At 74.0% G+C, this 11,802-nt stretch carries 13 protein-coding genes and 2 pseudogenes; 6 read left to right on the top strand and 9 right to left on the bottom strand.

Going from position 1 to position 11,802, the window contains the following annotated elements; genetic code table 11:
- Position 1: 1 nt before the first annotated feature.
- The 3 genes and pseudogenes from AB0M97_RS15545 to AB0M97_RS15535 form a co-directional block, all read right to left on the bottom strand.
- Positions 2 to 628, bottom strand: coding sequence for a YigZ family protein (locus AB0M97_RS15545; RefSeq protein ID WP_365961370.1), 627 nt, complete (start codon positions 626 to 628; stop codon positions 2 to 4).
- 43 nt (positions 629 to 671) lie between these two features.
- Positions 672 to 1,192: pseudogene (locus AB0M97_RS15540) on the bottom strand (histidine phosphatase family protein); the annotation flags it as partial.
- Complete coding sequence (locus AB0M97_RS15535) at positions 1,189 to 2,196, bottom strand: hypothetical protein (protein WP_365961369.1); 1,008 nt, start codon at positions 2,194 to 2,196, stop codon at positions 1,189 to 1,191. The gene AB0M97_RS15535 and the pseudogene AB0M97_RS15540, both read right to left, overlap by 4 nt.
- A 237-nt stretch (positions 2,197 to 2,433) precedes the next feature.
- Here AB0M97_RS15535 and AB0M97_RS15530 point away from each other — a divergent pair, with 237 nt between their 5' ends.
- Both AB0M97_RS15530 and AB0M97_RS15525 read left to right on the top strand, forming a co-directional pair.
- Positions 2,434 to 2,850: a CoA-binding protein gene (locus AB0M97_RS15530; RefSeq protein WP_365961368.1), complete on the top strand. Its 417-nt coding sequence runs from the start codon at positions 2,434 to 2,436 to the stop codon at positions 2,848 to 2,850.
- A 148-nt stretch (positions 2,851 to 2,998) separates the two neighbouring features.
- Positions 2,999 to 3,999 (top strand): annotated as a pseudogene (locus AB0M97_RS15525) (FAD-dependent monooxygenase).
- Between the two features lie 52 nt (positions 4,000 to 4,051).
- Here the strand turns inward: AB0M97_RS15525 and AB0M97_RS15520 are convergent.
- Complete coding sequence (locus AB0M97_RS15520) at positions 4,052 to 4,411, bottom strand: metalloregulator ArsR/SmtB family transcription factor (RefSeq protein WP_365961367.1); 360 nt, start codon at positions 4,409 to 4,411, stop codon at positions 4,052 to 4,054.
- Positions 4,412 to 4,472: 61 nt separating this feature from the next.
- Here AB0M97_RS15520 and AB0M97_RS15515 point away from each other — a divergent pair, with 61 nt between their 5' ends.
- On the top strand, positions 4,473 to 5,609 hold the full coding sequence (locus tag AB0M97_RS15515) for a cation diffusion facilitator family transporter (protein ID WP_365961366.1): 1,137 nt from the start codon (positions 4,473 to 4,475) through the stop codon (positions 5,607 to 5,609).
- 92 nt (positions 5,610 to 5,701) lie between these two features.
- Here the strand turns inward: AB0M97_RS15515 and AB0M97_RS15510 are convergent, their stop codons facing one another.
- Together AB0M97_RS15510 and AB0M97_RS15505 are read right to left on the bottom strand one after the other, a co-directional pair.
- Positions 5,702 to 6,259 (bottom strand): YbaK/EbsC family protein, encoded by a 558-nt coding sequence (locus AB0M97_RS15510; protein WP_365961365.1) that lies wholly within the window; start codon positions 6,257 to 6,259, stop codon positions 5,702 to 5,704.
- A gap of 43 nt (positions 6,260 to 6,302) precedes the next feature.
- The gene (locus AB0M97_RS15505; protein WP_365961469.1) at positions 6,303 to 6,875 is read right to left on the bottom strand and encodes an XRE family transcriptional regulator; all 573 of its coding nucleotides are present in this window, start codon (positions 6,873 to 6,875) and stop codon (positions 6,303 to 6,305) included.
- Between the two features lie 132 nt (positions 6,876 to 7,007).
- Here AB0M97_RS15505 and AB0M97_RS15500 point away from each other — a divergent pair, with 132 nt between their 5' ends.
- Positions 7,008 to 7,868 (top strand): DMT family transporter, encoded by an 861-nt coding sequence (locus tag AB0M97_RS15500; RefSeq protein WP_365961364.1) that lies wholly within the window; start codon positions 7,008 to 7,010, stop codon positions 7,866 to 7,868.
- A gap of 23 nt (positions 7,869 to 7,891) precedes the next feature.
- Here the strand turns inward: AB0M97_RS15500 and AB0M97_RS15495 are convergent, their stop codons facing one another.
- Positions 7,892 to 8,656, bottom strand: coding sequence for an acyltransferase (locus AB0M97_RS15495; RefSeq protein ID WP_365961363.1), 765 nt, complete (start codon positions 8,654 to 8,656; stop codon positions 7,892 to 7,894).
- A gap of 107 nt (positions 8,657 to 8,763) precedes the next feature.
- Here AB0M97_RS15495 and AB0M97_RS15490 point away from each other — a divergent pair, with 107 nt between their 5' ends.
- On the top strand, positions 8,764 to 9,294 hold the full coding sequence (locus tag AB0M97_RS15490) for a gamma carbonic anhydrase family protein (protein WP_365961468.1): 531 nt from the start codon (positions 8,764 to 8,766) through the stop codon (positions 9,292 to 9,294).
- 54 nt (positions 9,295 to 9,348) lie between these two features.
- On the opposite strand, the gene AB0M97_RS15485 is transcribed toward AB0M97_RS15490, so the two are convergent.
- Together AB0M97_RS15485 and AB0M97_RS15480 are read right to left on the bottom strand one after the other, a co-directional pair.
- Entirely contained in the window at positions 9,349 to 9,996 is a 648-nt protein-coding gene (locus AB0M97_RS15485; protein ID WP_365961362.1) for a DedA family protein, read from the bottom strand.
- Positions 9,997 to 10,099: 103 nt separating this feature from the next.
- Positions 10,100 to 10,537 carry a DUF4442 domain-containing protein gene (locus AB0M97_RS15480; protein WP_365961467.1) on the bottom strand — a complete coding sequence of 146 codons (438 nt, stop codon included), beginning with the start codon at positions 10,535 to 10,537 and terminating at the stop codon, positions 10,100 to 10,102.
- Positions 10,538 to 10,715: 178 nt separating this feature from the next.
- Here AB0M97_RS15480 and AB0M97_RS15475 point away from each other — a divergent pair, with 178 nt between their 5' ends.
- Complete coding sequence (locus tag AB0M97_RS15475; protein ID WP_365961361.1) at positions 10,716 to 11,729, top strand: hypothetical protein; 1,014 nt, start codon at positions 10,716 to 10,718, stop codon at positions 11,727 to 11,729.
- Positions 11,730 to 11,802 lie beyond the last annotated feature (73 nt).

Here is an 11,802-nt window from a genome sequence, read left to right as displayed (position 1 = left end):
GTCAGGCGTCTCCGTAGGCCTCTCCGCCGAGTTCGCACCCGGCGGTTCCGGCGGTCACGTCGGCGAGCCAGGCGCGGAACGCGGTCACGTCCGCGTCCGGCAGTCCGATCTCGATCGTGACCGCCTCGCCGTAGCACACGTCGCGCACCTCGCGTCCGGCGGAGCGCAGCTCGTTCTGCAGTTTGCCCGCGCGCTGGTGGTCGACGGTGACGGTGGCGAGCCGGAAGCGGCGCCGGGTGATCGTGCCGAGCGCGTCGAGTGCCTCGCCGACCGCGCCGCCGTACGCCCGGATCAGCCCGCCCGCGCCGAGCTTGACCCCGCCGAAGTAGCGGGTGACGACGGCGACGACGTACCGCATGTCGCGGCGCAGCAGCATCTGGAGCATCGGGACACCCGCGGTGCCGCCCGGTTCGCCGTCGTCGCTCGCCTTCTGGATGCCCGCGTCGGCGCCGACGACGTACGCCCAGCAGTTGTGGTTGGCGTCGGCGTGCTCCTTGCGCACGGCCGCGATGAAGTCCTGCGCCTCCTGTTCGGTGGCCGCCGGGGCGAGGGCGCACAGGAAGCGGGAGCGGTTGACCTCGGTCTCGTGCACGCCCGCGTGGGCCACTGTGCGGTACTCGTCCTGCATCCGGCCAGCCTATGCGCAGGCCGCGTGCGCGGCGGACCGGCTGCTTCCTGCCGCCGCGCGGTACCGTTACCGAGGTCAGCAGGGCGGTGCCGGGGACCGCCGGCCGGGGCCGTGCCGGGCGAGGACGGCGACGGCGGACGTCGGGAACTTCGTACGCGCCTGCTCCAGGGTGTCGCCGAGCCCGTCCCCGGCGAGGGCGAGCACCGGGTCCTCCAGGCCCGGGTTGTGGCCGACGAGCAGCAGGGTCGCGATCCCGTCGGGCACCTCGGGCACGACGGTCGGCGACTCGGCGGCGCCGGCCGCGTACAGCCGCGGGTCGTGGCGTACGGGCGGTGGCGTGCCCCACTGCCCGGCGGCCGGCTCCCAGGTCTGGCGGGCACGCACGGCGGTGGAGCACAGGGCGAGGTCCGGCGGCAGGTCGGCCTGACCGAGGGCGTGTCCGGCGGCGGGGGCGTCGCGGGGCGAGCGCGCGCTCGTGGTCGGGGTGTCCGCGGGCCGCGCTGCTTTGGCGTGGCCCAGGACGACGAGTCGGCGCGGCGGGCCCGCCCCGGAGCGCGCGATCACGCCGGGCCGCCGAGGTCGCGGGCAAGGTCGAGACCGAGGATCCGGTCGGCGTGCGCGTACGTCTCGAACCGGGCGCCGTCCGGCAGCTCCTGGTCGGTCTCGACGTCCCGCAGGACCCGGAGCACGCCGGGCACGTCCAGGTCGTCCTCCCAGGCGGCACGCACGCGTGCGCGCACCTCGTCGGGGATGGGCCGCGAGGGTCGGCACGCCCATCCGGCGACCGCGCGGCGCCAGCGGACGAGGGTGTCGCGCGCGTCGTGCAGCGCGGCCGGGTCGAGACGGCAGGGCGCGCTCCACGGCCGGGCGAGCAGCGCGAGCCGCAGGACGGCGGGGTCGGCCTCCTGGGCCAGGTCCGGCGCCGCGTGCTCGACGACGGGGGCCACGGCGAGGCGGATACCGCCGGCTGCGGGGCCGTCCTGGCCCGCGCCGGGCGTTCCCGCGGCTGGATGGCCGTCCTGGCCCGCACGGGGGGCTTCACCGTGCTCGGAGTCGTCCTCGCCCGCGCAAGGGATCCCCGCGGCTGCGGGACTGCCCTGGCCCGCACCGAGGGCGCCACCCTGCTCGGAGTCGTCCCTGCCCGCGCAGGGGATGCCGTCGGGCGCGGGACCGCCAGAGGAAGCGCCGGGGACGCCACCGGGCCCGGAGCCATCCCCGCCCGTCACGCCACCCCCGCCCGTCATGCCACCGCCGTCGGCCTTCGCGGCGACGTGGATGACCCGGGCCTCCCCGAGGCCCGCCCCGGCCTCCGGGCCCTCCTCGAAAGGGCGGATGCCGAGGGCGGCGGCACCGGCCCGCAGCTCGGCCCGCTCCCGCTCGCCGGACAGCCGCGCCCACACGGGCGTGCCGCCGAGTTCCAGGGCGCGAACGAGGGTGTCGGCGACGAGCAGCACGCGCAGGTTCGTGAGGTCGAACCCGGAGGTGTGTGCCTCGACCCGGGTCAGGCCGCGGCGGGGCCGGGCGGCGTCGACGAGTTCGCCGCTACGGGCGTCGGTGATGCGCAGCACGAGGCGAGCGTAGGCGCCCGGGCGCCGGAGCGCAGTCCGGCGGGCACGGATCGACTCGGGCCGGGCGGCGCCGCGCGGTCGGACCCGGCGGCGTCCGAGGGCAGTCACGGCGGCAGGCGGCCGGATCCGGCCGCGCCCGACCGGCCGTCACGGCGGCGGCCGGGGAATCATCGGGCACCGCGGCCCGTTGGGTGGATTGACAGCGGCAGCTCGGCAGCTCAGCCCAAGGAGGCGACCGTGTACGGCGACGCAGCAGAGGACGCGACGGTCCGCAGGATCCTCACCGAGCTCGGTGACACCTGGGCCGTGGTGGGCCTGTCGAACAACCGCTCCCGCGCCGCGTACGGCGTCGCCGACGTCCTCCAGCGCTTCGGCAAGCGCGTCGTGCCGGTCCACCCGAAGGCGGAGCGGGTGCACGGCGAGCAGGGTTACGCCTCTCTGGCGGACATCCCCTTCGACGTGGACGTGGTCGACGTGTTCGTGAACAGCGACCTGGCGGGCGCGGTCGCCGACGAGGCGGTGGCGAAGGGCGCCAAGGCGGTCTGGTTCCAGCTCGGCGTGACCGACGAGGCGGCGTACGAGCGGACCCGCGCGGCCGGTCTGGAGATGGTCATGGACCGTTGCCCGGCGATCGAGATACCGCGCCTGGGCTGAGCGCCGCCCGCCCGGAACACAACGCACCGGACGCCTGCGGACACGCTGCTCGTCCGCCCCCCCGTTCACCCGGACCGGCACCCATAATGAGCCGGTGACCTACGCCCCGGTCGATGCCGAATCCCCTTCCCCACCCCGGTTTCCGGTCGTGGGCGCGGGCCCGGCCGGTCTCACACTCGGGAACATCCTGCGGGCGGCGTCCGTGGACTGTCTGGTCCTGGAGACCGAGACACGGGAGTTCATCGAGCAGCGGCCCCGGGCGGGCTTCATCGAGGAGTGGGCGGTCCGTGGTCTCGAACGGCGCGGCCTGGCCAGGCGGTTGCTGGAGCACGCGCCGACGCACACCGAGTGCGAGTTCCGTGTCGACGGCGCCCGGCAGCGGCTCCGGTACACCGAGCCGACCGGGCAGCGGCACTTCGTCTACCCGCAGCCGCTGCTGGTGACGGACCTGGTGCGCGAATACGCCGACGTGCGCGGCGGCGCCGTCCGCTTCGGCGTCCGGGACGTGACGCCGCACGACACCGACACGGACCACCCGTCCGTGTCCTACGTCTGCCCCGACACAGGCGAACGGCACGTCCGCACTGCGACTTCGTGGCCGGCTGCGACGGAGCGCGAGGCGTGACCCGCACAGTGCTGCCCCCGGAGCGCACGGCCCGGCACTACTACGGGATCGGCTGGCTGGCACTGCTGGCCGAGGCGCCGCCCTCCTCGGACTGCGTGGTGTTCGGCATCCACCGGCGGGGCTTCGCCGCCCACATGGCCCGCAGCCCCCAGGTCACCCGCTACTACCTGCAATGCCCGCCCGGCGACGATCCGGAGAACTGGCCGCACGAACGCGTCTGGTCCGAGCTGCGCCACCGGCTCGCGGCGTCCGGGGCGCCGCCGCTCACCGAGGGGCGGCTGATCGAGAAGCACGTCCTCGACATGCACAACAGCGGCCTGAACGGCTATTCGGAGGCGAGTCTGCGGCGGGTGTGGCAGTACCAGGAGTTCTCGCTGTGGCTGTCCGGCATCTTCCACGGGGCGTCGTCCGGGGACCCGTTCCACGCGGGCACCACACTGGCCCGGCTGCGCCGCATCCTCGGCTCCCCGGCGGCAGCGGCGGCCTTCGCCGAGCTGTACATCGGCAAGGACACCGACCACTGACAGCCCGCGCCGCGGCTGATGCGGTGACAGCCTCCCGTCGTGCAACGGCCGGCTAGTCGTGCAACGGCCGGTCGCTGAGCCGGTGGTCCGCCACGTTCAGCGCCTCGTCGACCAGGCGGCGCAGGTGGCCGTCCCGCAGCGCGTAGACGACGCGCCGCCCCTCCTTGCGGGTCGTGACCAGCCCCGCGAGCCGCAGCCGCGCCAGATGCTGGCTCACGGCCGGGCGGGCCGCCCCGCACACCTCGGTGAGTGTCGTGACGTCGGCCTCTCCCCCGGTCAGCGCGTGCAACAGGGTGAGGCGGGTGCGGTCGCCGAGCAGGGCGAGGAGTTCCGCGGCGAGGGCGAACTGTTCCTCGCCGGGGCTGCGCGGGTGCGCATCGTGCGCAGGTGACAGGTGCATGCGTGCGCTCATACGCACATAATGGCGTCGTGGGCGGCCCTCGTCCACCTCCGCCCACCGGAAGGGGAGCCCTGTGAGCGACAGCCACCACCACGACCACGGCCACGCCTACGGTCACCGGCACACACACGGTCACGGCCACGGCCACGACCACCGGCACGAAGACAACCACGACCAGGCCCCCGGCCACCCACACCCACACCGGGATCGCCCCCACTCCTCCCCCACCGGCCTGCGCCGCCTCACACACGTCCTCACCCCGCACTCCCACGAGAGCGCCGACAAGCTGGACCCCGCCCTGGAGTCCTCGGCCCGCGGCATGCGCGCCCTGTGGGTGTCGCTCGTGGTGCTCGGCGTCACCGCGCTCGCGCAGGCGGTCGTGGTGGCCGTCTCCGGTTCGGTGGCGCTGCTCGGCGACACGGCGCACAACGCGGCCGACGCGCTGACGGCCGTACCGCTGGCCATCGCCTTCGTGCTGGGCCGCCGGGCGGCGACGCGGCGGTTCACGTACGGCTACGGGCGGGCCGAGGATCTGGCGGGCATCGCGATCGTGCTGACGATCGCGGCGTCGGCGGCGTTCGCCGGGTGGACGGCCGTGGACCGGCTGCTGGACCCGCGTCCGGTCGAGCACGTGCCGGCGGTGGCCGTGGCGGCGCTCGCCGGTTTCGCGGGCAACGAGTGGGTGGCCAGGTACCGGATCCGGGTCGGGCGGGCGATCGGTTCGGCCGCGCTGGTCGCGGACGGTCTGCACGCCCGCACCGACGGTTTCACCTCGCTGGCGGTCCTGCTGGGCGCGGGCGGCTCCGCCGTGGGCTGGCAACTGGCCGACCCGGTCGTCGGGTTGGCGATCACGGCCGCGATCCTGCTGGTGCTGCGGGACGCGGCGCGCGAGGTGTTCCGCCGGGTGATGGACGCCGTCGACCCGGCGCTCGTGGACCGGGCGGAGCGGGCGCTCGAAGGGGTCGCGGGGGTGCGCGGCGTGGGCGAACTGCGGCTGCGCTGGATCGGGCACCGGCTGCGCGCGGAGGTCGCGGTCGTCGTCCGCGGGGACGTGTCCGTGCGGGAGGCGCACCGCATCGCCGTCGACGCCGAACACGCCCTGCTGCACGCGGTCCCGCGTCTGACGGCCGCCCTGGTGCACGCCGACCCCGAGCCCGTCCCGGGCGAGACGGACCCGCACCTGCCACTGGCGCACCACGCCGCGGCCTGAGCCGGCCTCCGGACATGCGCGTCGAGCCCGACGGGCGGGCCGAAGCCCCCTCCCTGACGCCACATCGCGGACAGGGGCCCGCGCGCCGGAATTCAGGCGATCCCAAGCCCTTCCAGCACCACGGCGCCCGGCAGTTCCGCGAACGCCTTGCCCGGGACGAGCAGCTTGCCACGCCGGCGTCCGCTGCCGACCAGCACGTACGGCAGGTCGACGACCGCCGGGTCGATCAGCACCGGCCACCCGTCGGGCAGGCCGAGCGGGGTGATGCCGCCGTACTCCATGCCGGTCTCCCCGGTCGCCGTGTCCATGCTGGCGAAGGACGCCTTGCGCACGCCGAGCCGGCGGCGGACGGCGCCGTTGACGTCGACGCGTGTGGTGGACAGGACGACGCACGCGGCGAGTGTGCTCTCACCGGCACGCTTTCCCGCGACGACGACGCAGTTCGCGGACTGTTCGAGCAGTTCCCGGCCGTAGTGCTCCACGAAGACGGCGGTGTCGGCCCACTGCGGGTCGGTGTCGACGTAGACGATCTGGTCGGCCGGGACGCTGCCCTTCCAGTGGCGTACGGCGTCGGCGACCGGGCGGGTCAGCTCGTCGAGGCAGTCGGGGGCGGGCCGGGCGCTGTCGAAGTGTCCGATCGGTGCGTGCATGACCGCAGGCTACCGCCGCCCGGGCGCTGTCCGGCGGGGCGTCTCAGCGGACCGGGGGCACCGACACAGCGAGCACCATCTCGGTCGGCTCGTCGCCGCGATTGCCGTAGGCGTGCGGGGCGTTGGCCTCGAAGGTGACGCTCGCGCCGGCCGGTACGCGGTGGTCGACGCCGTCGACGGTGAGGGTCAGCTCACCGGAGGTGACGTGGGCGATCTCGACGGTGCCCGCCGGGTGCGGGTCGGACTCGCTGCTGTCGCCGGGCATCAGCCGCCAGTCCCACATCTCCAGCGGGCCGGGCGCCTCGGCACCGGCGAGCAGCCGGCTGTAGCTGCCGGCCTCGGTGTGCCAGAGCCGTACCACCTGGTCGGCTGGAACGACCCGGACCTTCGGTCCCTGCTCGTAGTCGAGGAGGGTGGTGATGCTGATGCCGAGCGCGTCACCGATCTTGACGACCGTGCCGATGCTGGGGTTGGTGCGGGCCTGCTCGATCTGGATGAGCATGCCGCGGCTGACTCCGGCGCGGGCGGCGAGCACGTCGAGGGTGAAGCCGCGCTCGGTGCGCCACCGCTTGACGTTGCGCGCCAGGGACTGGGTCAGCAGGTCGAGGTCCGACACCGTTCCGTCCACGTTCGAGCCACGTTCCCTCCACACGTCAGAACAATATTCTGCATGGCGTGGTGCAACAAGATGAACTATGGTGTGCTGCACCTGATCGTCCACTGAACTGTACTGCGAGGCCATCCTTCCATGACAGCGCTCTTCGCCCTGGCCACCAGCCTGCTGTGGGGCCTCGCCGACTTCGGGGGCGGGCTGCTCACCCGCCGGACGCCCGCGCTGACGGTGGTCGTGGTCTCGCAGTCCGTCGCGGTCGCCGTGCTCGGCGCGATCGTGGCCGCCACGGGCGCCTGGAGCGAGGCGGGACCGAGGCTGTGGTTCGCGGTGGCGGCCGGCCTGGTGGGCCCGGTGGCGATGCTGGCCTTCTACAAGGCGCTCGCCCTCGGCCCGATGGGCGTCGTCTCGCCGCTCGGCTCGCTGGGCGTGGCCGTCCCGGTCGGGGTGGGCCTGGTCCTGGGCGAGCGCCCGGGCCTGCTGCAACTCGCCGGCATCCTGGTGGCCGTCGCCGGGGTGTGCCTGGCGGGCGGTCCGCAGTTCCGCGGCGGAGCCCCGGTGCAGCGGCAGGCCATCCTGCTCACGCTGCTCGCGGCTTTCGGGTTCGGCGCGGTGATGGCCCTGATCGCCGAGGCGTCGACCACGCTCACCGGGCTGTTCCTCGCCCTGTTCGTGCAGCGCGTGACGAACGTGGCCGCGGGCGGCCTCGCGCTGTACGTCTCCGTGCGGCGCGGCACGCCCGCGCTGTCGCCGGCCGGGTTCCCCTGGGCTTCCCTGCCCGCGCTGGCGTTCGTCGGCCTGGCGGACGTGGCGGCCAACGGCACGTACGCGATCGCCGCCCAGCACGGCCCGGTCACCGTCGCCGCCGTGCTGGCCTCGCTCTACCCGGTGGTGACGGCGCTCGCCGCGCGGGGCCTGCTGCGCGAGCGGCTGCGCGCGGTGCAGGCGGCCGGCGCGGGCCTCGCACTGATGGGCACGGTGCTGCTGGCGAGCGGCTGACCGCACGACCGGCGGACCGGGCTTCAGGCGCCGGGCTCCAGTTCGGCCAGCCGGGCCGCCGACTCCTCGTCCAGCTCCGACAGCGCGAGCAACTGGCCGGGCGTGACCCCCTCGGGTATCGGCACGGGCGCCGGCGTCCGCAGCGGCGGCTGCCAGCCCTCGGCCGCCGTCCACCGCCGTACGACCCGGGCCGGGGCGCCCGCCACGACGGCGTGGTCGGGCACGGTGCCGCGCACCACCGCGCCGGCCGCGACGACGACGTTCCGCCCGATGCGCGCGCCCGGCAGGATCACCGCGCCGGTGCCGACCCAGCAGCCCGGCCCGATCTCCACCGGTTCCATGCGCGGCCACTGCTTTCCGATGGGCTGGTGCGGATCGTCGTAGGAGTGGTTGGTGGACGTGACGTAGACGTACGGCCCGAAGTAGCAGTCGCTGCCGATGGTGACCGTCGTGTCGGCGATGACGTGGCTGCCGCGGCCGAGGACCACGCCGTCGCCGATCCGCAGGATGGGCTCCGGTCCGAGGTCGAGGTCGGGCATCAGGCCGGCGGTGAGGGTGACCTGCTCGCCGACGATGCAGTGGGAGCCCAGCCGGATCCAGGGTTCGCCGAAGACCGTGCCGAGCGGGAAGGCCAGTCTGGTACCGGTGCCCATGGCGCCGAAGCGGAGCCGTCCGGGGTGCTCGGCGGTCACGGAGCCCGTGCGCTGCGCCCAGGCCCAGGCCGCGTGGACGGCGCGCTGCCCGAGGCGGCGCCGCCATGACGAGAACGTGTTCTTGCGCTTGGGCACCCGCTCACCGTACTCAGCGGCCGCCCGCGCCGGACACCACAGCCCTGTGATCTTCACCCCACCCGGTGGCGTACGGTGCCGGGGAACACCTGAGCAGGGAGGCGATGATGACGCACAGGGCGCTGATCCAGGGCATCGGCGGCAAGGACCCGAAGGTGGACCCGGAGGCGTTCGTGGCACCGACGTCCTCGGTCGTCGGGGACGTGACGCTGCACGCCGGTGCGAGCGTCTGGTACGGGGCGGTGCTGCGCGGCGACGTCGAGCGGATCACCGTCGGCGCGAGCAGCAACGTCCAGGACAACTGCACGCTGCACGCCGACCCCGGTTTCCCGGTCACCGTGGGCGAGCGCGTGTCCATCGGGCACAACGCGGTGGTGCACGGCGCGACCGTGGAGGACGACTGCCTGATCGGCATGGGCGCGACGGTGCTCAACGGGGCGGTGATCGGGGCGGGTTCGCTGGTCGCGGCGCAGGCGCTGGTGCCGCAGGGGATGCGGGTCCCTCCGGGGGTCCTGGTGGCGGGGGTGCCCGCCAAGGTCCGCCGCGAGCTGTCGCAGGAGGAGCGGAAGGGGATCACGCTCAACGGGACGATGTACGCGGAGCTGGCGCGGTCGCACCGGGACGCACAGGAGGACTGACGGTCCTGTCGCGGCTGTCCGGCGGGGCCCGCCCGCGCGGCGCCCCGCGCCGGGTCAGTCGCCCGCCGCGACGAGGTCCGCCTCCGCGGCCGGGACCGGCTGGGCGTTCTTCGCCTTGCGCTTGAGGACCAGCATCGACGTGACGCCGATCAGGACCGCCAGGACCAGGCCCACCCAGGAGAAGCGCTTCAGCCAGGCCTCGGCGACGACACCCACGTAGTAGATGACGGCCGTCGTGCCGCCCGCCCAGAGGATGCCGCCGAAGACGTTGGCGATCAGGAACTTCCAGTACGGCATGCGCAGCACGCCCGCGAGGGGGCCGGCGAAGATGCGGAGCAGGGCGACGAAGCGGCCGAAGAACACTGCCCACATGCCCCACTTCTCGAAGGACCGCTCGGCCGCCGCGATGTGCCCCTCGCTGAAGTGGCCCGGGAACTTCCTGCCGAGCCGGGCCAGCAGGGGCCGGCCGCCGCGGCGCCCGATGGCGTAGCCGATGGAGTCGCCGACGACCGCGCCGACCGTGGCACAGACGCCCAGGACGAGCGGGTCGATGCCGGCGTGCTGGGAGGACAGCAGGGCCGCCGAGACGAGGACGATCTCTCCGGGCAGCGGGATGCCGAGGCTCTCCAGGCCGATGACCAGTCCGACGACGGCGTAGACGGCCGCCGCGGGCACGGTCTCGAGCCATTCCTGGACGTGCAACGCCGGTTCCTCCCGTGTCCCCGTTGTCCGCGTTCCCGGGCGTGCGCCGTGATCACGGCGCACGCCCGGGAAGCCTACCGGGCCGCCGGGAGCCCGGGCGCGCTCAGCCGTTGGGGCGCAGCGTCCAGACGACGGTCATCTCGCTCGTCACGGCGCCGTCCTCACGCTGGATGGCGACGCTCACCGGGAACTCGGGGCGGTGGCCCGCGTCGAGTTCGGCGACGACGTCGGCGATCGGCCGGCCCAGCGTCGCGGTGGCCCTGACCGGCCCCAGGGCGATCTTCTTGAAGGCGATCTCGGCGGTGACGGGGAGCGGCACGGCACGCGAGAGCTGGTCCCCGAAGGCGGCCAGGACGATCGCGCCGCTGGCGGACTCGCCGAGCGTGAACATCGCGCCGGCGTGCGGCCCGCCGACGTGGTTGCGGTACTCGCTCTGGTCCGGGAGGGCGAGCACGGCCTTCTCCGGAGTGGTCTCCAGGTACTCCAGGTTCAGGCTCCGAACCATCGGCACCGTGGCGGCGAGCAGCTCGCCGATCGACATCTGGTCTGCGGTCATACCGGGATGTTACCCACGAGTAGCGACGGCTGGCCAGGTCCGCCTGACGGCCACCGCCGTATATCGGCCTGTCCTCGGAGCCGTCCGGGCCGGCAGTGTTGCTACGTGCCCGTCAACGGGCGGTGACCGAATCGTGTCCCTGGCGCCGCTAGGGTGGCTGCCCATGTGGCCAGGACAGCAGCCGCCCGGGGGCGAGCAGAACCCGCAGGCGAACAATCCGTACCAGCAGCCGGGATACCAGCAGCCGAATCCGTACCAGCAGCCCGGTTACCAGCAGACCGGCCCGCACGGCCAGCCGCAGTGGGGGCAGCCCACGGTGCCGCTGCCTCCGCAGCCGCCCGGCGGCGGGGGCGGCAACCGGACGAAGCTGGTCGCGATCGTGGCGGCCACGGCGGTCGTGGTGGCCGCCGGCGTCACCGGATTCCTGGTGCTCGGCGGCGACGAGGACGACACGGCGGGCGGTGGCACCAAGGGCGGCGGCCCGTCGGTGTCCGCTTCCCCGTCGAAGCCGGCCGAACCCACCGGCTCCCCCTCGGGCTCCGACGACAACCCGCGCGGCACCGGGACCGAGAAGCCGACCGTTCCCGGCTGGAAGGTCGTCGTCAACCCCAAGTGGGGCACGGCCTTCGACGTCCCCGCGGACTGGGAGGTCGAGTCCCCCGGTCTGACCATCGGCTTCGAGGACGACAAGTCCGACGACGGCAAGCCGCTCATCGTGATGTCGGCCCCGGCGCTCCACAAGTCCAAGTGGTGCACGAGCGACGAGAACAAGGACGGCCGCACCGAGGACACCTCGCTCGCCGCCGCGGGCACCAAGGGCGCCAACGGCGCCAAGAGCACCGACGAGGTCGCCGTGAACACGGTCGCCTGGTGGGTGTACGGCGGCTACACGCAGCCCGACAAGAAGAGCATCGACTTCGACAAGAAGGCCAAGCCCTACACCACCAAGGCCGGCATCAAGGGCAGCATCGCCACCGCGAAGTCGAGCGGCACGCCCCAGAAGGGCAAGTGCGCGAGCGACGGCAAGGCGGTCACGTTCGGCTTCAAGAACTCGGCCGGCGACTTCGTCTCGTGGAACTTCTACGGCGCCAGGGGCGTCAAGGACGAGGTGCCCGACGAGACCGTCATGAAGATCCTCAGCACCGTGCGCACGCACGGTGAGCCGACGGGCGGCTGACCCGGGGCGGCCGGGCCGTTGCTCCGCGCCCCGGACCGTGAAGTACCGGTTTGGCAAGTCGGGGCGGCTGCGG

The organism is Streptomyces sp. NPDC051207 (assembly GCF_040682395.1).
Taxonomy (GTDB): Bacteria; Actinomycetota; Actinomycetes; order Streptomycetales; family Streptomycetaceae; genus Streptomyces.
This window is presented reverse-complemented; position numbering and strand designations above follow the sequence as displayed.

Coding starts and splice junctions, on each gene's coding strand:
- AB0M97_RS15510 (WP_365961365.1), bottom strand. CDS start 6,259: ATGCACGCACCGATCGGACACTTCGACAGCGCCCGGCCCGCCCCCGAC.
- AB0M97_RS15500 (WP_365961364.1), top strand. CDS start 7,008: ATGACAGCGCTCTTCGCCCTGGCCACCAGCCTGCTGTGGGGCCTCGCC.
- AB0M97_RS15545 (WP_365961370.1), bottom strand. CDS start 628: ATGCAGGACGAGTACCGCACAGTGGCCCACGCGGGCGTGCACGAGACC.
- AB0M97_RS15475 (WP_365961361.1), top strand. CDS start 10,716: ATGTGGCCAGGACAGCAGCCGCCCGGGGGCGAGCAGAACCCGCAGGCG.
- AB0M97_RS15480 (WP_365961467.1), bottom strand. CDS start 10,537: ATGTCGATCGGCGAGCTGCTCGCCGCCACGGTGCCGATGGTTCGGAGC.
- AB0M97_RS15490 (WP_365961468.1), top strand. CDS start 8,764: ATGACGCACAGGGCGCTGATCCAGGGCATCGGCGGCAAGGACCCGAAG.
- AB0M97_RS15520 (WP_365961367.1), bottom strand. CDS start 4,411: ATGAGCGCACGCATGCACCTGTCACCTGCGCACGATGCGCACCCGCGC.